The sequence below is a fragment of the Halobaculum marinum genome (assembly GCF_029338555.1).
Classification (GTDB): Archaea; Halobacteriota; Halobacteria; order Halobacteriales; family Haloferacaceae; genus Halobaculum; species Halobaculum marinum.
Window position 1 is genome coordinate 136,336 of record NZ_CP119989.1, and the last position, 22,719, is coordinate 159,054.

The following is a 22,719-nucleotide window of genomic DNA, read 5'->3' on the forward strand; positions in this document are numbered from 1 at the left end:
CCCGTCCCGACCATGGTCGGACTCCCCCCAGTGTCCCCCGGTAGCGGGCGCTCAGCCACCATTTTTTCACCTATATAGAATCGAATCGTTTGGTCGGGTCACGACTTAGGGGGGACCGATTCCGAGTTCGGGTCATGATCCCGCCGATCGCGAACAACTTCGTCGCCGGGGAGACCCCCGAGTCGGCGATCGCTCACGTCGAGGAGTTGAACCGCCAAGGGGTGGGCGCCATCCTGAACCTCCTCGGCGAGCACTACCACGACCGCGCCGACGCCGACGAGGACGCCGACGCGTACGTCGCGCTCGTCGAGGAACTCGCGACGCGCGACCTCGACGCCTGCGTGTCGGTGAAGCCCTCGCAGATCGGCCTGGGCGTCTCCGACGAGGCGTTCGAAGAGAACCTCGCGCGCATCGTCGACGCCGCCGAGTGCTTCGTCTGGATCGACATGGAGGACCACGAGACGACGGACGTGACGCTTGACGCGTTCGAACACCACGCCGTCGAGACGGACGGCGACGTGGGCCTGTGTGTGCAGGCGAACCTGAAGCGCACGCCCGACGACCTCGAACGGTTGGCGCCGCTCCCGGGGAAGATCCGACTGGTGAAAGGTGCCTACGACGAGCCGAAGTCGATCGCCCACAAGAAGAAGGCCCGCGTCGACGAGGCGTACCGCGACTGCCTGCGCTACATGTTCGAGGAGTTCGAGGGCGGCGTCGCCGTCGGCAGCCACGACCCCGCGATGATCGACCTCGCCGCCGACCTCCACGAGGAGTTCGGCACCGACTACGAGGTGCAGATGCTGATGGGCGTACGCGAGGAGGCGCAGGTCGACCTCGCGGCGTCGGGCGTCGAGGTGAACCAGTACGTGCCGTACGGCGCCAAGTGGTTCCAGTACTTCTACCGTCGCGTGCGCGAGCGCAAGGAGAACGCGCTGTTCGCGCTCCGGGCGGTGCTCAGCTAAGCGCCGTCGTTACGGGTCCAGTAGCTTCGACTCGGCCTTGCGCAGGTGCTCCAACAGCGTCGTCTTCGAGATGCCGACGCGGTCGGCCAACTCACGAGTCGAGCAGCCGCGGGGCCACTCGTAGTAGCCGGCGGCGCGCGCCTCCTCGAACACCTCCCGTTGCGTGGAGGTGAGCGTGTCGAGGCGCTGGTCGCGCTCGGAGCGCGCCGCCGAGCCGTCGGAAGCCGTGATCGAGACGATGGACACCTCAGCGCCCGAGTCCTCGCGCACGCGTTCGAGCGCCTCGTCGATCCCGGAGCGTTCGCCCGTGAAGCACAGTTGCCACTCCTCGCGACCGTCCTCGATGCGGACGGGCGCGCTGTGGACGAAGCCGTGGCGCAACAGCGTCGGACACACCATGTCGTCGGGGTCGTACTCCAAGAAGAACTCCCGGACGACGTTGCCCGGGGCGTCGCGGGCGCGGCCGAACCGCTCCTGCAGTTCCAGCACCTCGCCCGAGTGCTCGGACGCGCGAATCTCGTCGAGGAGGTCCTCGACCTCCGCGGTCGTCTCGCCGAACGCCGTGAACAGGCCGTTGACCGACTCGGGTGCGGTCATCGGCGTGTCGTAGATGGCGTGGGCCAACACCCCACCGCCCGTTCGCTCGGTCGCCTCGATCGCCCAGCAGTTCGGGTGCCACAGATCGAGCGTCAGCCGAGTCCCGGCGTTCAGCGCCTGGCTCATCGATCCCATCCTCTCGCCCACGACGTATATGTGAATAGGTATCAGCAGCATTCCGCAGCCAGCCACGGAAAAAAGAACCGACCATGGACGGTCCGGGAATTAGGGGCGGTGGTGACGGAGGTAGATCCATGTCCGACACGTATCAACACTACATCGACGGCGAGTGGACAGACGGGACGGGCGAGGAGACGTTCGTCAGCGAGAATCCGGCCAACGGCGACGAGTTGGGCGAGTTCCGTCGCGGCACCGAGGCAGACGTCGACCGCGCGGTCGCCGCCGCCGACGAGGCGTTCGAGGAGTGGAAGGAACTGTCTCACATCGACCGCGCAGAGTACCTCTGGGACATCTACCACGAACTGAAAGAGCGCCACCAGGAACTCGGCGAGGTCGTGACGATGGAGTGTGGCAAGGAGATCAGCGAGGGGAAGGCCGACGTGACCGAGGCGTGGCACATGGTCGAGTGGGCCGCTGGCGACGCCCGCCACCCGAAGGGCGACGTGATCCCCTCGGAGATTCCCAGCAAGGACGCCTACATGCGCCGGAAGCCGCGCGGCGTCGTCGGCTGCATCACGCCGTGGAACTTCCCGGTCGCCATCCCGTTCTGGCACATGGCCGTCGCGCTCGTCGAGGGGAACACGGTCGTGTTCAAGCCCGCCGAGCAGACGCCGTGGTGCGCGCAGATCCTCGCGGAGATGTTCGAGGACGCGGGCGTCCCGGACGGCGTGTTCAACATGGTCCAGGGCTTCGGCGACGCCGGCAACGCCATCGTCGAGGACGACCGCGTCGACACCGTCCTGTTCACCGGGTCGGCGGAGGTCGGTCACAAGATCGCGAGCAAGGTCGGCGGCGAGCCGGGCAAGCTGGCGGCGTGTGAGATGGGCGGCAAGAACAACATCATCGTCACCGAGAACGCCGACCTCGACACGGCGGTCCACTCCGCGACGATGTCCTCGTTCAAGACGACCGGCCAGCGCTGTGTCTCCTCCGAGCGCATCGTCGTCCACGAGGACGTGTACGACGAGTTCAAGGAGCGCTTCGTCGCCAACGCCCAGAACGTCGCCGTCGGCGACCCGCTCGACGAGAACACGTTCATGGGCCCGCTCATCGAGGAGGAGCACAAAGAGAAGGTGTCGCAGTACAACCAACTCGCGAAAGACGAGGGCGTGAACGTGCTCGTCGACCGCGAGGAACTCGACGACGACGAGATCCCCGACGGCCACGAGGACGGCCACTGGGTCGGACCGTTCGTGTACGAGGCCGACCCCCACGAGGACCTCCGCTGCACCCACGAAGAGGTGTTCGGCCCGCACGTCGCCCTCCTCAAGTACAGTGGTGACATCGAGGACGCCGTCGACATCCACAACGACACCGACTACGGCCTCGCCGGCGCGATCATCTCGGAGGACTACCGCCAGATCAACTACTTCCGCGACAACGCCGAGATCGGCCTCGCGTACGGCAACCTCCCGTGCATCGGCGCGGAGGTCCACCTCCCGTTCGGCGGCGTGAAGAAGTCCGGCAACGGCTACCCCTCGGCCCGCGAGGTCATCGAGGCCGTCACCGAGCGCACCGCCTGGACCCTGAACAACTCGAAGGACATCGAGATGGCGCAGGGCCTCTCGGCGGACATCAAGACGAAAGAGGACTGAGCGGCCACCGAGACCGCGACGCCGCGGTCGGCCGTTCTCACACCACCTGCGGATTCTCTCTGCTCGTTCTCAGCCGACCGCCACGGACAGGAGCGACCTCACCGCGGCTCGAACACGTGGATCGGCCAGTCGCGCTCGTAGTCGAGTGCGACCTCCCGTTCTGCGGCCGTCGGCTCGCGCACCGCCAGTTCGACCGGGTCGCCGATCGACACGTCGTCGTAGTCGGCGTCGACGCGACCGAGGAGGCGACCGCCGTCCGCGAGTTCCACGACGGCGATCGTGTACGGCGCGTCGGCGGCGAACGCCGGCGGCGGCGTGTGGACCGCCGTGTACGAGAAGACCGCTCCCACGGGCGACTGCGGTTCGACGTCGACGTCGCGACTGCCACAGGCGTAGCAGGCAGGCCGCGGCGGCAACAGCACCTGCCCGCAGTCTGCACAGACGCCGCCCAAGAGGTCGCCGTCCGCGAGGGCGTCGAAGAAGCCCGGGAGCGTCCGCGGGTCAGACGCGTCGAGGGACTCGTCGGTCATCGTGCCGCCTCCGCCGTCGTGAGCACGTGGCCGACGGTGACGGCGTCGCCGACGCCACCCTCGTTGAGCAGCAGGGCCGTCTCGGCCCCCTCGACCGCGCGGTCGCCCGCGGCGCCCGTGAGCTGTTCGTACGCTTCAAGCGCCTGCAAGAGGCCGGTCGCGCCGATGGGGTGCCCGCGCGCCTTGAGGCCGCCACTGGGACTCAACTGCACGTCCGTCCAGCCGTCCGCCCGCTTCTCGGGCGGCAGATAGCTCTGGTAGCCCTTCCCCTTCGGCGCGAAGCCGACCGCCTCCGACAGCAGCGCCTCGCAGACGGTGAACGCGTCGTGCACCTCCGCGATGTCGACGGCTGCGGCGTCGATTCCGGCCTCCTCGTAGGCCGTCTCGGCGGCGACGCGGGCGCCCTCGATGTCGGTCAGGTTCCGCTCGGCGACCGCGATGTTGTTCGCCGCGGCGCCGCTGCCGGCGACGCGCACCTGCGGGCGGTCGAGGTCGGCCGCCAGTTCCGGGGTCGTCACGAGCACGGCGGCGGCGCCGTCGCCGACGGGCGCACAGTCGTACAGTTTCAGCGGCGGGGCGACCGGATTGGACTCCAAGACGGTGTCTACGTCGATCTCTTTCGGGAACTGCGCGCGGGGGTTGCGAGCGGCGTTGGCGTGGTTCTTTACTGCGATCTCTGCGAGGTCGCGCTCGGTGGCGTCCGTCTCGTGGAGGTACCGTTGGGCCAACAGCGCGTACTGGCTGGGGGCGGTGACGCCCGAACGCTGCTCGATAGCGCGGTCGAACGCCGCCGACAGCGCGTCCGTCGCGCCGCTGGTCCCCCCGGAGGTCATCTTCTCGACGCCGCAGGCGAGCACGGCCTCGTGTTCGCCGTTGCGGACGTCCTTGACCGCGTGACGCAACGCGAGCGCGCCCGCGGCGGCACACCCCTCGACTCGCTCGGCCGGGACGTTCCGGAGGCCGGCCCACTCGGCCAGCAGCGTCCCCTGCATGATCTGGTGTTCGTACGTCTCCGACTGGTTGCCGACGTACACCGCCTCGACGAGGTCGGCGGGGTCGGGCAGTCCGTCGAACGCCTCCGCGAGCGCGACCGAGAACAGGTCGCGGCCCGGGAGGTCCGTCCGGCCGAGCGACGAGGCGCCGACCGACGCGATCACTGGGTCTGGCATACGTACCAGTCGGGTTCTCGACGGTCCGTGTTATCTATTCGCATTAGTCGGCATCCGAACAAGTGGGGGAGACGAACGTCTCGCGCTGGTGCGGTCCCCGCCCGCGAGCGGTCGTCGGCCTCGCGCGCTCCGCGGCACTTATTCGCCGCGCCGCCGGACGCCCGCGTATGCCGACTATCGCCGAGAAGCGCGTGTTCACGACGCCCGACGACGTGGTCCGGGCGCTTGTCGCCTCCTCGATGGGAGTGGTGAGCGTCTCCGTCTCCGGCGACATCGTCGGGGAGTTCGGGATCGACCACCGGTGTGACGCCCGCGACGTGGCCGCCCGCGGTGACGCCGTCGCCGTCGCCACCGACGAAGACGTGCTCGTGGGCGACTTCGCGCCGACGGGGCACGGTCCCGCCGTCGCCGTGAGCGTCGCCGGCGACGGCGTGCTGGCGGCGGCGCCGGACGGCACCGTCTCGCTGCTCGTGGGCGACGTCGACCCGGACACCGACGGCGCGTCCCCCGACGGCGACGCCTGGGTCGAGGTCGGGGCTGTCGACGAACCGCGGCGGATGGATGGCCGCCTCGTCGCCGCCGGCGACGGCGTCCACCGCCTCCACGACGGCGAGTTGGAGTACGCCGGCCTCGACGACGCTCGCGACGTGAGCGACCGGGGCGTCCCGCTGGCGGTCACCGCCGAGACGCTGTACACGCTCGGCAACGGCTGGATGGCGGACCTGTCGGGCGACGCGAGCGAGGGTGACGACGGCTTCCGCTGTGTCGTCGCCGACGACGCGGGCGAGCGCGCGGTCGCCGCGACCGACGGCGCGGTGTACGAACGCGCCGACGCGACGGCGACCGAGTGGACCGAGCACTCGGAGGCGGGCGTCGTCGACGCGGCGTTTGCGGGCCGTCACCTCGTCGCGATCACCGAGGCAGGCGAGGCCCGCGTGCACGCCGACGGCGGGTGGCGCGGGCGGATGCTCGGCCTCCCCGACGTGCGGGCGGTCGCGGTGCCGGGCGGCGGGTGAGCGCCGCCGCACGGTGACACGGCGCATCCCTCCTGTGGCGTCTGCGACGCCGCCACACGCGTCGCCCGAGTAGGAACGCGTTTGTATCCAGCCCCGGGAACGAGGAGTATGATCGTTCCCGGGTCCGCCTCGCAGGCGCTGGCGGCCGCCCTCGCCGACGAGACCGGCCGGTCGCTCGCGACGCCGGAGTACCACTGGTTCCCCGACGGCGAGGAGTGCGCCGCCGTCCCCGACTTCGACGGCGACGAAGCCGTCGTCGTCGCGACCACCGACTCCAACGACGCGCTGGTCGAGTTGCTCCAACTCCAAGACGCCGTCCGTGAGGCCGGCGCCGAGCAGGTGACGACCGTGCTCCCGTACATGGGGTACGCGCGACAGGATCGGGCGTTCGAACCCGGCCAACCCGTCTCCGCGCGGGCAGTCGCCCGAGCGGTGTCCACCGGCACCGACCGCGTCGTGCTCGTGACGCCCCACGAGGCCGACGTGGCCGACTTCTTCGACGTGCCCGTCGACGTGCTCGAGGGCGCGCCGCTGCTCGCCTCGGCGCTCCCGACCGACCTGACCGAACCGCTGTTCCTCGGCCCCGACGCCTCCGCGGAGTCGCTGGCGGTCGCCGTCCGCGACGCCTACGGGACGGGCGAGACGGACTTCTTCGAGAAGGAGCGCGACTACGACACCGGCGAGGTGTCGGTGACGCCGAGCGACGCGAGCGTCGCCGGGCGCGACGTGGTCGTCGTCGACGACATTATCGCCACCGGGTCGACGATGAGCGAGGCCGTCGCCGCGCTCCACGAGCGCGACTGCGCCGACGTGTACACCGCCTGCGTCCACGGGATGCTCGCGGCCAACGCCCGGACGAAACTCGCGGCGGCGGGCGTCAAGCGTGTGATCGCGAGCGACACCATCGAGCGCGCCGCCAGCGACGTGTCGGTGGCGCCGCTCGTCGCCGACGCACTGTAACCACAAGAACGACCGTCCGGTTCCGGACTTACCGCCCGTCGATCAACCGCCGCGTCCGCGGGAGGAACTGCTTGTAGCCGACGAGGTACAGCCCCCAGAACAGCGCGAGCAGCCCGATCACGCCGTCAACGGCCGCCGTCTCCGGCGCCGTCTGGATCGCCACGGCGGCGGCTCGCTCGAAGTGTACGCCGATGCCGGTCAGCGCGACCGACGCGAACGCGACGAAGGCGTACTCGGCGGCGGCCCACGCGGCGTCGAACAGTCCTGCCATGCCCTGACGACGGCGAGCACCGATTGAAACCCTTTCGGTCATCCGACCGTCGCCGCTGAAGGCGCGGGAGACGCTGGAACGCCGGAGATGTCGAACGGGCTCCCAACCGGCGGCCAGGAGCGACGCTACCGGCAGCTAGGAACCGGCGATAGGGTAAACCGGCGGCCGTCGTATTGTCACACATGGAACGTATCGTCACGGTCGTCCCGGAGGCGGGCCTCCACGCCCGTCCGGCGTCGGTGTTCGTCCGGACCGCCAACGGGTTCGAGGCGACCGTCGAGATCGGGCGGGCGGACGCCGAGGAGACGGTCGACGCGCGGAGCATGCTGTCGGTGACGGCGCTGGGGGTCGAACACGGCGACGAGGTGCGACTCGTCGCCGAGGGCGACGACGCCGAGGCGGCGCTCGACGCCCTCGAAGCCGTCCTCTCGACGCCCGAGGAGAGGGAAGCTGACGCCGACGACGGGGGGACACCGCCGGGCGACAGTGGGACACCGGCGGACGACGACGACGCGGGGACCGATCCGCCGGGCGGTGAGCCGTCGTGAACGACGAACTCGGCGGAACGAGCGCGACGCCGTTCTCGGGCGTCGGCACGGCGGTGTGGTACGACGCCACGGTCGACCTCCCCGACGCGCCCGACCCCGACGAGGTCGACCCGGCGACCGAGCGCGAGCGGGTCGCGGACGCCTCCGAGCGGGCACGCGAACAGCTCCACGCCGAGCGCGACCGCGCCCTCGAGCGGGTCGGCGAAGCGGAGGCTGGGATCTTCGAGGCCCACGAGGGGTTCCTCGACGACCCCCGGATCGCCGACTGGGTCGACGAATCGATCGACGGGGGGCGTCCGGCACCCCACGCCGTCGACGAGGCGTACGAGCGGGCCGCCGCGGAGTTGGAGGCCGCGGGCGGCCGGACGGCCGAGCGGGCCGACGACCTGCGCGACCTGCGCGACCGACTGGTTCGGATCCTGCTCGACGCTCCCGCGGCCCGCCTCGACGACCTGCCCGAGGGAGCGGTCCTGCTCGCCGAGCGACTCTCGCCGAGCGACACCGCCGGCCTCGACCCGGACGCGGTCGCGGGGTTGGCGACGGTGACGGGCGGGGCGACCTCCCACGCGGCGATCGTGGCGCGATCGCTCGGGATCCCCGCCGTCGTCGGGGTGGGCGAGCCGCTCCGGTCGATCGAAGCCGGGACGACGGTCGCGGTCGACGGGGCGTCTGGCACGGTGATCGCGGAGCCGGACACGGAGACGCGCGAGCGCCTCGCCGGCGGGGACGAGGTCGCCGTCGTCGACCGACCCGTCGCGACCGCCGACGGCCGACACGTCGAGGTGGTCGCCAACGTCGGCGGCGCCGCGGACGTCGACCGCGCCGTCGAGCGCGGGAGCGACGGCGTCGGGCTGTTCCGCAGCGAGTTCCTGTTCCAGAATCGCGAGGAGCCACCCGACGAGGACGAGCAGTACGAGGCGTACCGCGAGGCCGCGTCGGCGTTCCCCGACGGGCGCGTCGTCGTCCGGACGCTCGACGTGGGCGGTGACAAGCCGCTCCCGTACCTCGACGCCCCCGAGGAGACGGACCCGTTCCTCGGGGTCCGCGGGATCAGGCGCTCGCTGGGGCCCGACGCCGCCCTGTTCGACACCCAACTGCGGGCGCTGTGTCGGGCGGCTGCCGACGCGGACGGCGACCTCGCGGTCATGTTCCCGATGGTCGCGACCGTCGAGGAGTTGGAGACGGCGCTCGACCGACTCCACGCGGTCGCCGAGGACCTGACGGACGAGGGTGTCGAGCACGCCGTCCCCGAGACGGGCGTGATGATCGAGACGCCGAGCGCCGCGACCCTCGCCGGCGAGTTGGGTCAGCGCGTGTCGTTCCTCAGCATCGGCACGAACGACCTGACGCAGTACGTGATGGCTGCCTCGCGTGAGAACGCCGCCGTCGCAGAGCTGAACCACCCCACCCATCCCGGCGTCCTCCGGTCGGTCGAGCGCACCGTCACCGCCGGTCACGACGCCGGCGCGCGAGTGGCGATGTGCGGTGAGGCGGCCGGCGACCCGCGGCTCGCGCCGCTGTTGGTCGGCCTCGGGATCGACGAGTTCAGCGTGAGTCCGCCGACGGTGCCGCGCGTAAAGACGCGGATCGAGTCGGTCGACGCGGCCACCGCCGAGCGACTGGCCGAGCGTGCACTGGCCGCCGAGACGCGCGGTGCGGTCGAGCGACTCCTTGACGGCGACGGCGACGAGGAGTGAGCCGACGGCGGCGGGCGAGTTAGCGCTTCGAGGTCCCGCCGGCCCGCTCGGCGGCCTCGCGGACGGAGTCGAGCGTGGCTGAGGGGCTCGTCGCGGCGACGGTCGCCTCCACGGCGCCCTCCAGCACGGGGGCGTCGGCGATGACCACGGTCTTGTCACTCATCTCGATGGCGAGTTCGGCGTTCATCACGGCGCTTCCCAGGTCGACGAGGACGACGACCTCGTCGGCGTCGAGCGCCGCGAGCGCGTCGGCGATGGCGGTCGCGTCGGTGCCGATGCCGCCGTCGGGGTCGCCGCCGACGGCGGCGATCGGCGCCGCCTCCGAGCCCATCTCGGCGGCGATCTCGCGGATTCCCTCGGCGGCCTTCGCGCTGTGGGAGACGACGAGTAGGCCGACCATCTACGACTCCCCCTCGTCGGGCGTCGTCGGCGCGGTCGCGTCCACGTCGGTCGGCACCTCGGCGTCGAGGCTGTCGGCGGCGGCCGCCAGCAGTTCCTCGGCGACGCACAGCGTGCTCGTCGCGCCCGGGTCCGGGTGGCCGACCGACCGCCAGCCGAGGTAGGAGGCGCGGCCCTTCTCGGCGCGGATGGGGACGGTGAACGCGACCCCCCGGCGGCAGGCGTCGACGGCCTTCGCCAGCGCCGTCAGCGGGTCGAGTCCGTCCTCCTCGATCGACTTCTTGTACGTGTGGACCGCCGGGACGAGCGCGTCGACCATCGTCTTCTGCCCGACGCGGGCGTCGCCGCGGTCGCGGACGCTGTCGAGGTACGTCTCGGCAAATGCGACGGTCGACTCAGCGGTGATTCCGTCGTCGAGCGTCCCGGCCGCACGCATGAACCCGCCACCGTACAGCGGGCCGGCGGCGCCGCCGACCTCCGAGATGAGCGCGGTCCCGACGGTCTGGACGACCTCCTCGGGCGTCGGGTCGTCGAGCGCCTCGACCCGCTCGACGGCCGCCCGGAACCCGCGGTCCAGGTTCGCGCCGTGGTCGGCGTCGCCGATGGCCGAGTCGAGGTCGGTGAGGTGGGCGCGCTCGTCGGCGATCCGGTCGGCGACGCGGGCGACCGCGGCGACGACGGCGGCGCCGTGGTCGGTGTCGGCTGTCATACCCATCGTTCGTGTTGCGTGATTGTCAATGTGGTCGCGGATCGTCGCGATGCGTGGCGGGTCACACCGTCAGCGCCGGGGTGTGGGCCGGCCGCCCGAGCAACTCGCGCAGTTCGTCGTCCAGGTCCAACACGGTGATCGAACAGCCGCGCATGTCGAGGGAGGTCATGTAGTCGCCGACCATCGCCTCCGCGACGTCGAGCCCCTCCTCGTCCAGCAGTTCCGACAGGCGGCGCTGGACGATGTACAGCTCCGAGAGGGGCGTCCCGCCCATCCCGTTGACCACCGTCGCGACCTCCCCGGACGGTTCGAGGTCGTCGAGTACCGCCGCCGTGAGCCGGTCGGCCACCTCGTCGGCCGAGAGCATCCCCGTGCGCTCGACGCCGGGTTCGCCGTGGATCCCGATGCCGAGTTCGAGTTCGTCCTCGCCCAGGTCGAACGTCGGCTCCCCCTTCGCCGGCGTCACACAGGAGGTGAGCGCCGTCCCCATCGTCGCGACGTTCTCGATGGTCTTCTCGGCGACGCGCTTCACCTCGTCCAGGTCGGCGCCCTCGGCCGCCTTCGCGCCGGCGCACTTGTGGACGAGGATCGTGCCGCAGACGCCGCGGCGCCCGGAGGTGTACGTCGAGTCCTCGACGGCGACGTCGTCGTTCACGACGACCTGTTCGACGGCGACGTCCCCCTGGATCTCGGCCATCTCGGCGGCGGTGTCGAAGTTCATCACGTCGCCCTCGTAGTTCTTCACGACGCACAACACCCCCTCGCCGCCGTCGCACGCCCGCACCATCTCCGCGAGTTCGTCACCGGTCGGCGAGGTGAACACCTCGCCAGCGGCGGCGCCGTCGAGCATCCCCTCGCCGAGATACCCCGCGTGTGTCGGCTCGTGGCCGCTGCCGCCCCCGCTGACGACGCCGACGGTCCCCTCCACCGGCGCGTCCGACCGCACGAGTACCTTCGTCTCTGGCAGGCGTCGCACCGCGTCGGGGTGGGCGGCGACCATCCCGTCGAGCATCTCGTCGACGTAGTCGTCGGCGTCGTTGATCAGCTTCTTCATGTGGTGTGTCGACGTGTGTCGTCCGCAGACAAAAACGGTGGTCGCGATTGCAATGGCGCGGCGTTGTGGCCCCCAGTGAGTCAGTCGCGCTGCGCCCGGCGGGTCAGCCGCTCCGGGGCTCGGTGTCGGCCGTCGGCGCGGGCTCGACGCCCGCCGTCCGCCGGGTCTCGTAGCCGGCGGCGATCAGCGCGACGCCGGTGGTGAGGAAGTGGACGCCCACGAGGAGGCCCACGGCCCACGCGGCGGTGCTCGGGAAGCCGACCCACAGCAGGCCGGCCAGCACGAGCGACAGCGCGCCACTGACGACGAACCAACTCCAGCGCGCCGCCGGGCGCAAGCGGAGGCCCATCGCGATCTCGACGACGCCGGAGACGGCGATGTAGGCGACCAGCAGCAGCGTCAGCGCCACCAGCCCGACGAGCGGGTTCGCCAGGAGCATCACGCCGGCGATGACGTACACCGCCGCGAGCAGCCCCTGCCAGATCGTCGCGCGCCAGGTCCGGACGCGCAGCGCCTGGACGAGCGCGGCGACCCCGCCGGCGAGGACGACCGCGCCCAGCAGGTACGAGAGGCCGATCCCGGTCACGAAGGGGGCGAGGATCGCCACGGCCCCCAGTAGCGAGAAGACGATCCCGACGCCGAGGAGGTACCGCCAGTTGCGGAGCGCCTCGGCCGATGCGGTCGATAGCGACGACGTACGTGAACTCATAGTGTCTCGTGAGAAGAACGTCGGGTCAGAGCGTAACCGTACGTACTCGACACGGCCCGGTACGGCCACGAAACTGGTTCGATGCTCCCGTCCGCCCGCGTCGCGGGGCGAAGGGGCAGCAAGCGCGGCGCCCCGCCGCGAGCGCGGCATCCGGACGCCCCGCAGTTTGAAGCGACCGGGCGACGGATCGGCTCGTATGAGCGACGACTGCATCTTCTGCTCCATCGTCGCCGGGGACATCCCCGGTCGCATCGTAGCCGAGACCGACGACGCGCTCGCGTTCCTCGACGCGAACCCGATGGCCCGTGGGCACACGCTCGTCATCCCGAAGGGCCACCACCAACGCGTCGCCGACTTGAGTTCCGAGGAGTCGCGCGCCGTGTTCGACCTCGTCCACGACCTGGCCCCCCGGATCGAGCACGCCGTCGGCGCCGACGCCCACACCATCGGCGTCAACGACGGCCCCGACGCCGGGCAGGAGGTACCCCACGCGCACGTCCACATCATCCCGCGCTTCGAGGGCGACGGCGGCGGCCCGATCCACGTCGCCGCGGGCGAGCGTCCCGACGTGAGCGACGAGGAGTTGGACGACATCGCCGCCGGCATCAGCGAGGACTGACCGAGCGGTCCCGTCGTCCGACCGGCCACTCACGCCGGCGACCGACTCCGCCACGCCGCGGCGGCGACGACGACCGTGAGACACAGCACGGCCAGTAGCGCGAGCAGCCACGCGAACGCGAGATAGCCCACGGGCGAGGGCGCGTACGGTCCGATGATGTCGCCCGGCGGTTCGATCGCCCACGGGCCCAAGTGGATCGCACCCAGTAGCCCCAGTCCGCCGGCGGCGACCGCGAACCAGTACCGGGCACCCGCTCGACCCCGGAGTGTCAACAGCAGGCCAGTCGCGATGACCGGGTAGACGCCGAGGCTGAACGTGAAGGCGTTCACCGCCGGCGTCACCGGCCAGCCCACGTGGTTCCCGCGAATCAGGTGGTCGACGTGGTGGCCGATGCTCAAGAGCGTGGCGAGGCCGACGAGCGCGAGCAGTCGGGCGTCGACGGCTGGTTCGCGGGGGCGATCCATAGTGACGGGCGTTCGGGGCCACAGTTAGCGTTTTTGTGTGGCCATGTGCGACGGGGTCTCGCCGATCCTCGACGGTGGTTTCTCTCCCCCACCCACGAAATTATTTCCTGCAGGAGGATACAGTCGACCTGTGAGCGAGATCACATCCATCGCGTTCGTCGGCGCCGTCGGCGGCGCCGGAACGACGAGGACCGCCGTCGAGTGTGCTGCCGCGCTCGCCCGCGGCGGGCGCGACGTGGCCGTGCTCGACGCCGCGTACGCGACGCAGGGGCTGAGCGAACACGTCGACGGCCGGATCGACCCGGATGTCACGTCGCTGTGTCTCGACCCCGACCGCCCGCTGACCGACGGCCTGTACGACCTCGACCTCGACGCGGCGACCGAGGGTCGGGTGGCGCTCGCGCCGGCGCGCGCGCCGTTCGAGCGCGTCGCTCGTGCGAAGGCAGTCGACCCGGCGCGGGAACTGGAGCATCGCGTCGCCGAGGCGGGCGAGCAGTTCGACCACGTGATCGTCGACACGCCGCCGATCGCCGCCAACCAGGCCGTCGCCGCCGTCCACGCCGTCGACCGAGTGGCGCTCGTCCGGCCCGACACGCCGCACGGCGCCGACGGGGTGCGACGTCAACTCGACGCGCTCCGGGACGTGGAGGCACCCGACGGGAATCCCGTGGTCGTCGCCGTCGGCGAGCGTGAGGGTGCGGGCGAGGCCCCGGACGTGACCGTGCCGCGCGGCCCGCCGTCGGTCGCCGCCGCACCGGCGTGTCTCGGTCGCGACGAGGTCGCCGCGGGCACGGTCGCCGCCGCCGAGTCGCTGTTCGGCGTCGACCTCGGCGTCGAGTTCGAGACGACGGGCGTCGTCGACCGGATCAGCGCCGGCGTCGAGCGCGTCCGGGGCGACGACGACTGACGCCGAGCGAGACGGAGTCGGGAGCCGCCGGCACCGTCAACGGAGGTCCGCGACGGAACTCATCGTGTCGTCCAGCGAGTCGCGTTTCGCCACGCTAGCGTTGGTTCCCTCAGCGAGCGCGCCGCGCGCCGCGTCTGCGAGTTCGGGGATCGGATCGTGCGACTCGACGTAGCCGGCGAGCGCGAACTCCGCCTCGCCACAGCCTGCGAGTTCGAGCGCGTCCGCCCGCGAGAGCTCCCCCGCAAGCCAGTCGCGAACGATCCGACGAGCCGTCGGCGCGAGCGGGGAGATCCCCTGGATGCCACACCGGTGGAGTACCTTCGCGGCGGTCATCGGGGCGACGTTCGCCTCACGGGCGCTCTCGCCCACGGAGACGCCGCGGGCGTGGTGCCGGAGGACGACCGCCGCCGCCTCCGGGGTGCACGCCAACGCGTCGGCGTGGGCGGCGAGGCGCGTGGCGAGGTCGCCGTCGGTGTCGTCGACCGCCGCGACCCCGCGCCGCTCCTGGCTCGTGGTCACCTCGATCCCCGCGGCGATGTCCGAGAGCGTCATAGGCGCACTCGGTCCTCACCCCACATAAATTCACTCCGAATAGTTGCTGTTACAACTCTGGAATCAGGTGCAACGTGCCGATTATCGGTACGTTCGAGGGCCGTTCGGCCGGTCGGCGGGTGTCGATTCCCCCACACATAAGTATGGGTTCGGGACCGAGCTTCGAGTATGGCGACGAGCACGACAGCGTGCCCGGAGTGCGACGGGAGAGTGCGGACGAACGACGACGAGTCGGTGTGCAGCGACTGCGGCCTCGTGGTCGGCGAAGACCGCATCGACCGCGGGCCGGAGTGGCGCAGTTTCGCGGACGACGACACCGACCCACGCCGAACGGGCGCGCCGCTCACCCGGTCGCGCCACGACCGCGGCCTCTCGACGGAGATCGGTCACACCCGCGTGAAGGGGCGCAAGCGCCGCCAGTGGGCGCGGATGCGGCGACAGCACACCAGAGCGCGGATCTCCTCGAAGCGCGACCGGAACAAGGTGTACGGCTTCACCGAGATCCGACGGCTGGTGTCGGCGACCGGCCTCCCAGACTCGCTGCGGGATCAGGCGTGCACCCTGTTCGAGTCGGCACAGGACGCCGACCTGCTCCGCGGGCGATCGATCGAGGGGTTCGCCGCCGCCGCCGTGTACGTCGCCTGTCGCGTCGGGGGCGTCTCCCGGACCCGCGCGGAACTGGTCGCTGACGCGAAGGCCGACGGCGACGAACTCGACGCCGCCTTCGACGCGATGAACCGCGAGTTGGGTCTTCCGGTCGGGCCGATCGACCCCGTCGAGTACCTCCCCCGGTTCGCCACCGAACTCGGCCTCGACACCGACGTGGAGCGCGCCGCCCGCGAGTACCTCGACGAGGCCGCCGACCTCGGCCTCACGAACGGGCGCAACCCGAGCGGGGTCGCCGCGGCCTGCCTGTACGCCGCCGCGCGCGACGCCGGCGTGGAGTGTACGCAGGCGGCTGCCGCCGACGTCGCCGACGTGACGCCCGTGACGCTGCGCTCCTCGTACGTCGAACTGCGCGAGGACTGAGCCGGGAGTCGAGTCGGCCCCTCGAACTACGACGGGCGGTCGCACCGCCGAACGGCGTCGGCGAGTGTCTCGACCGCCCGTGCGGCGGCCGTGTCGGGGGCGACCTGCGTCACCGGTTCCTCGTGGGCGATCGAACTGCCGAGCCGCGGGGCCGCGGGTACCGCCGTCGCCGGCGCCCCGAGCGCGCGCCCGACCGCTCGCGTCGGCGGGTCCTCGACAGCGCGGTTGAGCGCGACCGCCGCGAGCCCGCAGTCGAGTTCACGGGCCAACTCGCGGGCGGCCATCGCGTCGGCGAGCGCCCACCGCGTCGGCGACGCGACGAGCAGGCAGGCGTCCGCGACCGCCAGCGGCGCGCCGGCGTCGAGACGGAGGCCGGCGGGCGAGTCGACGACGACGTGGTCGTACCCGGGGACTGTGACGGCGTCGCGGAGGCGGCGGATGTCCGCGAGGCGAGCGCCCGCGAGCGTCCGCCCGCACGGGAGCACGTCGACCGGGCCAGGTCGGAGCGCCTCCCGTGGAGCCGCACGACCCGCGAGCACGTCGTGGAGGTCGGGTCCGCGCTCGCGTTCTCCCGGCAGATCCGCCATCGAGAGGTCGGCGTCGACGACGAGCGCGTCGAGCGCGGCGCCGACGTTGTACGCGAGCGTCGACTTGCCGACGCCGCCCTTCCCGCCGGCGACGGCGAAGATCACGCCAACCGCTCCAGTGCCGCGACCGGCACCGACACCCCCTCTGCGCGCTGGGCCAGCGCCGCCGCGCGGTCGGCCACCCGCGACAGCGTCTCGGCATCCGCCGCCACCAACGCGTCCAAGCCGCTCGGGTCGACTCCGTCCGCGAGGACGCCCGTTGCGTCCGCCACGGACCCCTCGGCGAGCGTCTCGGCGCGTCCGATCCGTCGGTCTGCGGCGTCGAGTGCCCGACGGACACCCGGCGGCACGGCCGCTTCATCGTCGTAATCGGGCCGTTCGGTGCGCTCGGTGCGCGCCTCGCACTCGGCGGCGTCCGTCTCGCGAGCGCCCGCCTCCGTCGCCTCGGTCGCTGCTGGCGCAGTCGAGGACGGCGCTGAGTCTGCGGCCCGCGACCGCGCTACGGGGACGACGGCGTCGGCGGGCGGTCGCGCGTCCGGGAGGTCGGCGCGGGCGGCGTCCAGCGGGTCGGCGGCGTCGTCGTCCGGGTCGGAGACGGCGACCAGTTCCGCTGGGTCGTCGGTCGCAGCCACGGTCGAGTCGGTCCCATCCGCGAGGTCGACCGCGTAGCCGAGTGCGCGCGCGCCGTCGGCGTCGACCACGCCGGTGTACCCGTCGTCGCTCCACCCCGGTTCCGGTCGACCGTGTCGCCGCGGCGGGAGCAGTCGCCCGTCGAGGCGGTTCGCGACCTGGACGCGTCGCGCCACCGGTTCGGTGTTGCGGAGGCGGAGTCGAACGAGCGCGACGCCCGCCGTGGCGGTCACCGTCGCGTCGAGCGTGACTGGCATGCGGCGAGTGGTCACCTAATCGGCGATAAACGTCCGCCGAGTGTCGACGCCCAGACGGTCGGCGCTCAGGGGGCCGACACCAGCACCACCGGGGCCCGGAGTCGGTCCCGGACCGTCGCGGCGGCCTCGTCGTCGAACAGCGGAGCCGAGACGACAACAGGGTCGTCGCGACGGGCGAGTCGGACGGCAGCGGCGTGGCCGGCGACGGGGTCGCCGTCGAACGCGGTCGGGTCGTCGCCCACGTGGTCGGTCGCTGGTGCGTCCGCCGCGACCGCGTCGAAGGCGGTCCAGAACTCGTCCCACAGCTCGCGAGCGAGAGCGGCACGCGCCTCCCGGCGGCGGTTCGCCAGCGCGTCGCGGCGGGACCGCTCGCGCTCGCTCGCGTCCCGGGCGCGCCTCGCGCGCTCGGTCGCCCGCGAGAGCGCCTGCCGGGCCGCGACTCGCTCCGTCTCCGCCTCCGTTAGCGCCCGCGTCGCCGCCTCGAACGCCGACTCCACCTCCGCCAACGACTCCGCCTCTCCGGCCGACGTGCCCGGTTCCGCGTCACCGCCGCGTCGCTCCCGGAGTCGACCGCGGAGCGTGGCCACCCGCTCGCGGAGGCGGGCCACGTCGCTGCCGGCTTCGGCAGCACGTCGCCGGGCCGTCGCGAGGTCGACCGCCGGATCTGACGAGTCAGGTGGTTCGGTGGTCGCGAGGGCGGCTCGGAGTCGTTCGATCTCGGCGTCGTTCGGGTGGTCGTGCCCCCGTTCGCGTGCGGCAGCCGCGAGCGCCACCGACAGCGCGGGCGGGGTCGCAGAGACGGTCGCCAGCGGGTCGTCCGCGGCGAGGTCGAGCGTCTCGCGTACCGCCGTCGCGTCGGCGTCGACCCCGCGGAGGTCGACGGCGTCGCCGTGGTGGACCTCCCCGCCGATCCGGATCCTCACAGCTCCGCGTCGCGCATGGCGTCCGGGTCTGGGTGGTCCGCGCCGACCGCGAACTTGGCGTACGGCGTCGAGCGCGTCTCCCGGTCTTCGTAGGCGACCGCGGCCTCTCGAACCGCTGGACGGACGGCGGCGAACTCGTTGAACGGCTCGGTCCGCTCGACGCGCACGTCGGCGCCGTGTTTCGCCCGCAGGCGGCACGCGAGGAACGCGCCCAACTCCGTCTCCTCGAACAGCGCGGCCCGCCCGAACCGTCGGACGACGGTGTCGTCGTGGCTGCGACAGACGTTGCGGAGCGTCGTCCGCGCCCCGCGCGAGTACGTCGCGACGAACAACATAGTTCCGAAGTAGCGTGTCTGAATATAATTGTGGCGGACGTGCGGGAGACGGTCGACGTCGGTCCGATCCGGTCCGATCCGGTCCGATCAGGGCTTCCGGGGTGCGGTCGGCGTCGCTACAGCGGTTCGACGCGCACCTCGTCGGGCGCGGCCGCCTCATCCTCGGCGAGCGCGACCGCTCGTTCGCGTGCCGCCGCTGAGTCGCCCGCGACGACGACGCGGCCTTCGCCGGGGCCGTCGACGACCTGGTACGCGCGGCGGTCGTCCGCCTCGAACTCGGTGGCGTACGTCCGGAGGACGGTCGCGACCCGTCGCTCGGTGTCGGCGAGGTCGGCGTCGCCGTCCTCGAACGCGCGGATGGCGTCCTCGACGTTCCGGAGTGCGGAGATGCGGTCCATCGGTTACGTCGTGCGGACGTAGCCGGACTGGGGCTCGTAGATCTCGCCGCGCGTCCGGAGTTTCTCCAGTTCCTTCTCGGCCTTGGCGGGGTCCATGTTCGCCTCGTCGGCGCGTTCGAGGATGGTGTCGACCGGCGCGCCGGGTTCGTCCTCGTACTCCTGGGCGATGGTCTGGATGAGCTCTTTGATCCCCTTGATCCGGTCGCGCTGGGTCTTGCTGCGACCAGTCTCGACGACGTCGGCGTCGAACTCCCCCGTCTCGGGGTCGACGCCGATGTCCTGCAGGCACGAGCGAACGATGTCGATGACGCGGGTGGCGTCCTCCTCTTCGACGGTGTCCGAGAGGCGGACGCGCGCGCTCGCCTCCGAGAGGCGGACGAGCGCCTCCAGTTTCCGGGCGGTGACCGGGACGGGCGCGTCCTCGTCGGCCCCCTTCGAGCGGAGGTCGACGTAGAACTCGCGGATGGCCGCCCGTGCCTCGTCGGTCATCGTCGGGAAGCAGTTGCGCTTCGCGTAGGCGATGTACTTGCGGAGGAGTTCGGCGTCGATGACGGGCGCGACCTCCTGGGTGACGTTCTCCACCTCCTCTTGGGTGAAGTTGGAGGTGGCCATGCGCTCTCGCTGGGTGTTCAACTCGCCCGCGTAGTTCGTGGTCAGGATGTGGTCGGCCAGTTTCGCGTCGTGCTCCGGGTCGGGGCTGTCGGTGACGGTGAAGATGAGGTCGAACCGCGAGATGAGCGCGGGTTCGAGGTCGATCTGCTCGCCGATCGGTTCGTACTGGTCGAAGCGACCGTACTTCGGGTTCGCCGCGCCGAGGAGCGAACACCGCGACTTGAGGGTCGCGTTGATGCCGGCCTTCGAGACGCTGATCTTCTGCTGCTCCAGCGCCTCGTGCATCGCCGAGCGGTCCTCCGAGCGCATCTTGTCGAGCTCGTCGACCGCCGCGATCCCTTTGTCCGCGAGGACGAGCGCGCCGGCCTCCAGCGTCCACTGCTGGCCGTCGCCGAAGTCGTCGCGGACGGCCGCCGCGGTGAGCCCTGCGCTGGAGGAACCCTTCCCGGAGGTGTAGACGGAGCGCGGGGCGATGTTCTGGATGTACGACAGCATCTGCGAGTTGTGCGAGATGAGTCCATCCGAGACGTAGCTGTGCGTCCCTTCGACTTCGAGGTCGTACACCCACTCCTCAGCGGGTTCGACGTGTTCGATGGACTCGATCCGCTCCCAGCCCACGTTGCCGTCGACGAGCGATCGGAGTTCGGCGACCCGGTCGGCGACTGACAGACCACCGTCGGCCACCGCACCTGTATCGACTGGTTCGCGTTCTGCGAGCGTTTCCTCGAACGCGGAGACGACCGCCGAAAGACTGTCTCTACTCGGATTTCGGTCGCCGCGGTCGTAGTGTTGGTACGTCGGCCGCGGCAGGCCACACTCAGCCTGCGTGAGTCCGAGCGACTCACGGAGGTCGCGGAGTTCCTCGCCCGCGGGAATTACATCAGTATTCGTATTCCCGAGAACGTCAGCGAACTCGGCACACGCATGGGATTTCCGCTCCGTGACGAAGCCGACCCGTTCGACGTACCGAGCGAAGTCGTCGCCGCTAATGCGGAGGCGATAGCTCCCGTTGTGTCGCGGGTGAAGTTGCGACTGGATCCCCGACGACAGCAGGAGCGTTCGCACGTCGTCGAGGAGGTCCTGACTCATCGACGCGACCGTTATCTCGCGCTCGTTGGCTGAAACGTGGCCTTCGCCCTCGACGAAAGCACGGAGGAACGCGCGGCCCGTCGTGTCGCTCGCGGCCATGATCGGTTCGGGGACACGCTGGTTTGCCGATCCTTCGATCATCGAGGCGGAGAGGCTCGTGAGGAAACTCACCAACTCGCCGGAGCCACAGACGACCTCGCGTGCGGTCTTTCCGTCGTGTGGAGACCGCTCGAAGTGGTTCACCCCGAGACGGTCGAGCGCGTCGACCACATCGTCCAAGACCTCACGGTCGTTGTTGGTGACCGAGACGTAGCCTGTCGAGTCATCACGCTGTTCGACGTAGCCCTCGGCGACGACGTACCCGACGAGTCGCGCGAGCCACGGCGTCCACTCGTCGGGCACGTCGAGTCGAATCGCGTTGTTCGACTTCGAACGCCGGAACGCGACATCGAGCGTGTCGTCGCCCCGAGTCGGGAGCGAACGCGGTGCTGCGACGAACCCACCCTCGGAGAGTTCGTCGGCTCGAATCGCCGTCGTCGAACCGTTTTCGCGGACGAACAGCGGATGCGACGGCGTGACCTCGAGTTCTCGACCGCTGTTCGTTCGGATCCGGAGCATCTGCTCGGGTGCCTCCCGCTTCCAGACCTTCGTCGCCTGTCGCGGCTCGAGTTCCCCGTCCGGCCCCAGCGACGGGACTGCGAAGTCGGCCTCGTCCCAGACGCCGTCGTCTATCGGCTTAGGGTCGTCGAGAGTCGAGTCGACGAGTTCGCGGATGGGCACGTCACGCCCGTCCGCGAGGGTGACCCGCGTGTCGCCGGCGACGCATTTCCCGGTCCCGGGGTCACCGATGAGGAGCATGTGGAGGTCGCCGCGGATGCGCGACCCGTCGGGGAGGTGCTTCGTCACGCCCGAGAACAACTGGAGGATCATCGAGAGCTTCTCCTGGTCGTAGCCGTAGATGGACGGCGCGACGGAGGCGACCATCTCCTCGTAGATGTTCTCGTGAGTGGACAGCTCGAGGATCTCCTGTTTGTCCTCGTCGGTGATGTCCATGTCCTCGAACTCCTCGTCCTCGATGACCACGGAGACGCCCTCCATGTACGGGTCGAACACGGTCGTCTTCTCCTGGCCGGAGGTGACCTGCTCCATCTCCAGTCGCCCGACGACGGTGACGTGGTCCCCCGGCGTCACCCGACCGCAGACGTCGTCTTCGAGGTTCACGTCGATGCTCTGTGGCGTCTCGCCGCCGCGCAGTCCCTCGGGCGACTCCTGCACCCGAAGCTGCTGGGAGTCGATGAACTTCGACTCGTTGTTGTTGACACGGAACGGCCCCTGTCGCTCGCAGCCCTGGCACTCGTGGGGCTCTTGGAACCCCGAGTCGTTCTGCGGGATGTACGTCATCGTCCCGCAGCGCTGGCACTCGAAGGCGGCTTCGACGATCTTCGGGCGCACGTCCGTCGCCTTGCGGACGATCCCCTGCACCGCCACCATCGACCCGATGTGGTCGTCGCTGACGCGGATGCCGCGGATGTCGAGCGTGCTCTCGCGCGGGAGGTCGCGCAGGCGGACGTGTGCCTGTCCGAGCGAGATGTCGACCGGCAGGTCGTACGTCCGGAGGGCCTCCTCGGCGACCTCCTGCATCTCGCCCGGGCGGTTGAGGTAGCGCTCGGCGATGTCGGGGTCGTACGTGTAGAGGTCGTTGTAGTCGACGTAGAGAGAGCGCTGTTCCTTCGGATAGTTCTGCGCGAGGCGGGCGATGTCGTCGCTGTAGTAGGTCCGATAGAAACTGAGGAACTCGTCGACGTCCTGTCCCTCGGCGGCCTGACTCATTAGGAACTGGTAGTCACCTCATCGGGTAAGAACTGTCGCCTCCGAGTGGAAGTGGTCGCGAGCGTACGTGCGAGCGAGCGACGAGTGTGGC

The 22,719-nt window shown here is 70.8% G+C and carries 24 protein-coding genes and 1 pseudogene; 9 read left to right on the forward strand and 16 right to left on the reverse strand.

What is annotated here, in order from left to right; genetic code table 11:
• Nucleotides 1-134: 134 nt before the first annotated feature.
• Nucleotides 135-962, forward strand: coding sequence for a proline dehydrogenase family protein (locus tag P0R32_RS00765; RefSeq protein WP_276237998.1), 828 nt, complete (start codon nucleotides 135-137; stop codon nucleotides 960-962).
• Nucleotides 963-971: 9 nt separating this feature from the next.
• Here P0R32_RS00765 and P0R32_RS00770 read toward each other — a convergent pair whose 3' ends face one another.
• Nucleotides 972-1,685: a helix-turn-helix domain-containing protein gene (locus P0R32_RS00770; RefSeq protein ID WP_276238000.1), complete on the reverse strand. Its 714-nt coding sequence runs from the start codon at nucleotides 1,683-1,685 to the stop codon at nucleotides 972-974.
• A 128-nt stretch (nucleotides 1,686-1,813) separates the two neighbouring features.
• Here P0R32_RS00770 and P0R32_RS00775 point away from each other — a divergent pair, with 128 nt between their 5' ends.
• Nucleotides 1,814-3,334: an aldehyde dehydrogenase family protein gene (locus P0R32_RS00775; RefSeq protein WP_276238001.1), complete on the forward strand. Its 1,521-nt coding sequence runs from the start codon at nucleotides 1,814-1,816 to the stop codon at nucleotides 3,332-3,334.
• A gap of 98 nt (nucleotides 3,335-3,432) precedes the next feature.
• Here the strand turns inward: P0R32_RS00775 and P0R32_RS00780 are convergent, their stop codons facing one another.
• Complete coding sequence (locus P0R32_RS00780) at nucleotides 3,433-3,864, reverse strand: Zn-ribbon domain-containing OB-fold protein (protein ID WP_276238002.1); 432 nt, start codon at nucleotides 3,862-3,864, stop codon at nucleotides 3,433-3,435.
• The gene (locus P0R32_RS00785; protein WP_276238003.1) at nucleotides 3,861-5,033 is read right to left on the reverse strand and encodes a thiolase C-terminal domain-containing protein; all 1,173 of its coding nucleotides are present in this window, start codon (nucleotides 5,031-5,033) and stop codon (nucleotides 3,861-3,863) included. Before P0R32_RS00785 ends, P0R32_RS00780 begins: the two co-directional genes overlap by 4 nt.
• Nucleotides 5,034-5,200: 167 nt before the next feature.
• Here P0R32_RS00785 and P0R32_RS00790 point away from each other — a divergent pair, with 167 nt between their 5' ends.
• Nucleotides 5,201-6,049: an HVO_0234 family beta-propeller protein gene (locus tag P0R32_RS00790; RefSeq protein WP_276238004.1), complete on the forward strand. Its 849-nt coding sequence runs from the start codon at nucleotides 5,201-5,203 to the stop codon at nucleotides 6,047-6,049.
• Between the two features lie 108 nt (nucleotides 6,050-6,157).
• Nucleotides 6,158-7,009 carry a ribose-phosphate diphosphokinase gene (gene prs / locus P0R32_RS00795; RefSeq protein WP_276238005.1) on the forward strand — a complete coding sequence of 284 codons (852 nt, stop codon included), beginning with the start codon at nucleotides 6,158-6,160 and terminating at the stop codon, nucleotides 7,007-7,009.
• Nucleotides 7,010-7,037: 28 nt separating this feature from the next.
• Here prs and P0R32_RS00800 read toward each other — a convergent pair whose 3' ends face one another.
• On the reverse strand, nucleotides 7,038-7,280 hold the full coding sequence (locus P0R32_RS00800; RefSeq protein ID WP_276238006.1) for a DUF8151 family protein: 243 nt from the start codon (nucleotides 7,278-7,280) through the stop codon (nucleotides 7,038-7,040).
• A gap of 182 nt (nucleotides 7,281-7,462) precedes the next feature.
• Between P0R32_RS00800 and ptsH1 the strand changes: the two are divergent.
• Together ptsH1 and ptsP are read left to right on the forward strand one after the other, a co-directional pair.
• Nucleotides 7,463-7,729, forward strand: a pseudogene (ptsH1, locus tag P0R32_RS00805) (phosphocarrier protein HPr); the annotation flags it as partial.
• Nucleotides 7,730-7,824: 95 nt separating this feature from the next.
• On the forward strand, nucleotides 7,825-9,525 hold the full coding sequence (gene ptsP / locus P0R32_RS00810) for a phosphoenolpyruvate--protein phosphotransferase (RefSeq protein WP_276238008.1): 1,701 nt from the start codon (nucleotides 7,825-7,827) through the stop codon (nucleotides 9,523-9,525).
• A 19-nt stretch (nucleotides 9,526-9,544) separates the two neighbouring features.
• Here the strand turns inward: ptsP and dhaM are convergent, their stop codons facing one another.
• From dhaM to P0R32_RS00830, 4 genes are all read right to left on the reverse strand, one after another.
• Nucleotides 9,545-9,925 carry a dihydroxyacetone kinase phosphoryl donor subunit DhaM gene (dhaM, locus tag P0R32_RS00815; RefSeq protein ID WP_276238010.1) on the reverse strand — a complete coding sequence of 127 codons (381 nt, stop codon included), beginning with the start codon at nucleotides 9,923-9,925 and terminating at the stop codon, nucleotides 9,545-9,547.
• On the reverse strand, nucleotides 9,926-10,633 hold the full coding sequence (gene dhaL / locus P0R32_RS00820; protein ID WP_276238012.1) for a dihydroxyacetone kinase subunit DhaL: 708 nt from the start codon (nucleotides 10,631-10,633) through the stop codon (nucleotides 9,926-9,928).
• Between the two features lie 61 nt (nucleotides 10,634-10,694).
• A complete protein-coding gene (gene dhaK / locus P0R32_RS00825) occupies nucleotides 10,695-11,687 on the reverse strand; it encodes a dihydroxyacetone kinase subunit DhaK (protein WP_276238014.1) in 993 nt (330 codons plus the stop codon).
• A 103-nt stretch (nucleotides 11,688-11,790) separates the two neighbouring features.
• Nucleotides 11,791-12,396 (reverse strand): HdeD family acid-resistance protein, encoded by a 606-nt coding sequence (locus P0R32_RS00830; RefSeq protein ID WP_276238016.1) that lies wholly within the window; start codon nucleotides 12,394-12,396, stop codon nucleotides 11,791-11,793.
• Between the two features lie 196 nt (nucleotides 12,397-12,592).
• On the opposite strand from P0R32_RS00830, the gene P0R32_RS00835 reads away from it, so the two are divergent.
• Nucleotides 12,593-13,015, forward strand: coding sequence for an HIT family protein (locus P0R32_RS00835; protein WP_276238017.1), 423 nt, complete (start codon nucleotides 12,593-12,595; stop codon nucleotides 13,013-13,015).
• Nucleotides 13,016-13,044: 29 nt separating this feature from the next.
• On the opposite strand, the gene P0R32_RS00840 is transcribed toward P0R32_RS00835, so the two are convergent.
• Nucleotides 13,045-13,479 carry a hypothetical protein gene (locus tag P0R32_RS00840; protein ID WP_276238019.1) on the reverse strand — a complete coding sequence of 145 codons (435 nt, stop codon included), beginning with the start codon at nucleotides 13,477-13,479 and terminating at the stop codon, nucleotides 13,045-13,047.
• 130 nt (nucleotides 13,480-13,609) lie between these two features.
• Between P0R32_RS00840 and P0R32_RS00845 the strand changes: the two genes are divergently transcribed.
• A complete protein-coding gene (locus tag P0R32_RS00845; RefSeq protein ID WP_276238021.1) occupies nucleotides 13,610-14,386 on the forward strand; it encodes an AAA family ATPase in 777 nt (258 codons plus the stop codon).
• A gap of 36 nt (nucleotides 14,387-14,422) precedes the next feature.
• Here the strand turns inward: P0R32_RS00845 and P0R32_RS00850 are convergent, their stop codons facing one another.
• Nucleotides 14,423-14,938, reverse strand: coding sequence for a DUF7858 family protein (locus P0R32_RS00850; RefSeq protein ID WP_276238023.1), 516 nt, complete (start codon nucleotides 14,936-14,938; stop codon nucleotides 14,423-14,425).
• A 168-nt stretch (nucleotides 14,939-15,106) separates the two neighbouring features.
• Here P0R32_RS00850 and P0R32_RS00855 point away from each other — a divergent pair, with 168 nt between their 5' ends.
• Nucleotides 15,107-15,967, forward strand: a complete 861-nt coding sequence (locus P0R32_RS00855; protein ID WP_276238024.1) for a transcription initiation factor IIB — start codon at nucleotides 15,107-15,109, stop codon at nucleotides 15,965-15,967.
• Nucleotides 15,968-15,993: 26 nt separating this feature from the next.
• Here P0R32_RS00855 and P0R32_RS00860 read toward each other — a convergent pair whose 3' ends face one another.
• The 6 genes from P0R32_RS00860 to P0R32_RS00885 form a co-directional block, all read right to left on the reverse strand.
• Entirely contained in the window at nucleotides 15,994-16,659 is a 666-nt protein-coding gene (locus P0R32_RS00860; protein ID WP_276238025.1) for a MinD/ParA family ATP-binding protein, read from the reverse strand.
• On the reverse strand, nucleotides 16,656-17,441 hold the full coding sequence (locus tag P0R32_RS00865; RefSeq protein WP_276238027.1) for a DUF7857 domain-containing protein: 786 nt from the start codon (nucleotides 17,439-17,441) through the stop codon (nucleotides 16,656-16,658). Before P0R32_RS00865 ends, P0R32_RS00860 begins: the two co-directional genes overlap by 4 nt.
• A 65-nt stretch (nucleotides 17,442-17,506) precedes the next feature.
• Nucleotides 17,507-18,364, reverse strand: a complete 858-nt coding sequence (locus tag P0R32_RS00870) for a DUF7856 family protein (protein ID WP_276238028.1) — start codon at nucleotides 18,362-18,364, stop codon at nucleotides 17,507-17,509.
• Nucleotides 18,361-18,699, reverse strand: coding sequence for a DUF7855 family protein (locus P0R32_RS00875; RefSeq protein WP_276238030.1), 339 nt, complete (start codon nucleotides 18,697-18,699; stop codon nucleotides 18,361-18,363). Before P0R32_RS00875 ends, P0R32_RS00870 begins: the two co-directional genes overlap by 4 nt.
• Nucleotides 18,700-18,815: 116 nt before the next feature.
• On the reverse strand, nucleotides 18,816-19,097 hold the full coding sequence (locus P0R32_RS00880) for a DUF7854 family protein (RefSeq protein WP_276238032.1): 282 nt from the start codon (nucleotides 19,095-19,097) through the stop codon (nucleotides 18,816-18,818).
• 3 nt (nucleotides 19,098-19,100) lie between these two features.
• Complete coding sequence (locus P0R32_RS00885; protein ID WP_276238034.1) at nucleotides 19,101-22,628, reverse strand: LAGLIDADG family homing endonuclease; 3,528 nt, start codon at nucleotides 22,626-22,628, stop codon at nucleotides 19,101-19,103.
• Between the last annotated feature and the right edge of the window lie 91 nt (nucleotides 22,629-22,719).

Excerpts from the sequence above, each read along its gene's own strand:
- P0R32_RS00790 (WP_276238004.1), top strand. The coding sequence starts at position 5,201 with ATGCCGACTATCGCCGAGAAGCGCGTGTTCACGACGCCCGACGACGTG.
- P0R32_RS00830 (WP_276238016.1), bottom strand. The coding sequence starts at position 12,396 with ATGAGTTCACGTACGTCGTCGCTATCGACCGCATCGGCCGAGGCGCTC.
- dhaL (WP_276238012.1), bottom strand. The coding sequence starts at position 10,633 with ATGACAGCCGACACCGACCACGGCGCCGCCGTCGTCGCCGCGGTCGCC.
- prs (WP_276238005.1), top strand. The coding sequence starts at position 6,158 with ATGATCGTTCCCGGGTCCGCCTCGCAGGCGCTGGCGGCCGCCCTCGCC.
- P0R32_RS00840 (WP_276238019.1), bottom strand. The coding sequence starts at position 13,479 with ATGGATCGCCCCCGCGAACCAGCCGTCGACGCCCGACTGCTCGCGCTC.
- P0R32_RS00765 (WP_276237998.1), top strand. The coding sequence starts at position 135 with ATGATCCCGCCGATCGCGAACAACTTCGTCGCCGGGGAGACCCCCGAG.
- dhaM (WP_276238010.1), bottom strand. The coding sequence starts at position 9,925 with ATGGTCGGCCTACTCGTCGTCTCCCACAGCGCGAAGGCCGCCGAGGGA.
- P0R32_RS00880 (WP_276238032.1), bottom strand. The coding sequence starts at position 19,097 with ATGGACCGCATCTCCGCACTCCGGAACGTCGAGGACGCCATCCGCGCG.
- P0R32_RS00800 (WP_276238006.1), bottom strand. The coding sequence starts at position 7,280 with ATGGCAGGACTGTTCGACGCCGCGTGGGCCGCCGCCGAGTACGCCTTC.
- P0R32_RS00865 (WP_276238027.1), bottom strand. The coding sequence starts at position 17,441 with ATGCCAGTCACGCTCGACGCGACGGTGACCGCCACGGCGGGCGTCGCG.
- dhaK (WP_276238014.1), bottom strand. The coding sequence starts at position 11,687 with ATGAAGAAGCTGATCAACGACGCCGACGACTACGTCGACGAGATGCTC.
- P0R32_RS00850 (WP_276238023.1), bottom strand. The coding sequence starts at position 14,938 with ATGACGCTCTCGGACATCGCCGCGGGGATCGAGGTGACCACGAGCCAG.
- P0R32_RS00770 (WP_276238000.1), bottom strand. The coding sequence starts at position 1,685 with ATGAGCCAGGCGCTGAACGCCGGGACTCGGCTGACGCTCGATCTGTGG.
- P0R32_RS00855 (WP_276238024.1), top strand. The coding sequence starts at position 15,107 with ATGGCGACGAGCACGACAGCGTGCCCGGAGTGCGACGGGAGAGTGCGG.
- P0R32_RS00785 (WP_276238003.1), bottom strand. The coding sequence starts at position 5,033 with ATGCCAGACCCAGTGATCGCGTCGGTCGGCGCCTCGTCGCTCGGCCGG.
- P0R32_RS00875 (WP_276238030.1), bottom strand. The coding sequence starts at position 18,699 with ATGTTGTTCGTCGCGACGTACTCGCGCGGGGCGCGGACGACGCTCCGC.
- P0R32_RS00835 (WP_276238017.1), top strand. The coding sequence starts at position 12,593 with ATGAGCGACGACTGCATCTTCTGCTCCATCGTCGCCGGGGACATCCCC.
- P0R32_RS00885 (WP_276238034.1), bottom strand. The coding sequence starts at position 22,628 with ATGAGTCAGGCCGCCGAGGGACAGGACGTCGACGAGTTCCTCAGTTTC.
- P0R32_RS00780 (WP_276238002.1), bottom strand. The coding sequence starts at position 3,864 with ATGACCGACGAGTCCCTCGACGCGTCTGACCCGCGGACGCTCCCGGGC.
- P0R32_RS00775 (WP_276238001.1), top strand. The coding sequence starts at position 1,814 with ATGTCCGACACGTATCAACACTACATCGACGGCGAGTGGACAGACGGG.